General features: G+C 49.1%; 1 pseudogene. It reads left to right on the forward strand.

The annotated features are described in order from the left end of the window. Positions 1–371 (forward strand): annotated as a pseudogene (locus EWM59_RS28075) (hypothetical protein); the annotation flags it as partial.

Consider the following 371-nt stretch of genomic DNA (forward strand, 5'->3'; position numbering starts at 1 on the left):
ACAGCAGGCACATATACAGCAACTTGTAGCAATAGTTGTGGAACGAGTGGGGCATCGAATGTGGTAAATATCACCACAGGCACAACACCAAGTGCACCAGTGATAGCAACCAACAAGCCGAGCTTGTGTAACAATGAGACTGCGACCTTGACGGCAACAAACTGTACAGGCACAGTAATGTGGAGTACGACTGCCACAGGCACAAGCATCACCGTGAGCACAGCAGGCACATATACAGCGACTTGTAGCAATACTTGTGGAACAAGTGGGGCATCGAATGTAGTAAATATCACCACAGGCACAACACCAGCAGCACCAGTGATAGCGACCAACAAGCTGAGCTTGTGTAACAATGAGACTGCGACCTTGAC

The organism is Emticicia agri (genome assembly GCF_004168285.1).
Classification (GTDB): domain Bacteria; phylum Bacteroidota; class Bacteroidia; order Cytophagales; family Spirosomataceae; genus Emticicia; species Emticicia agri.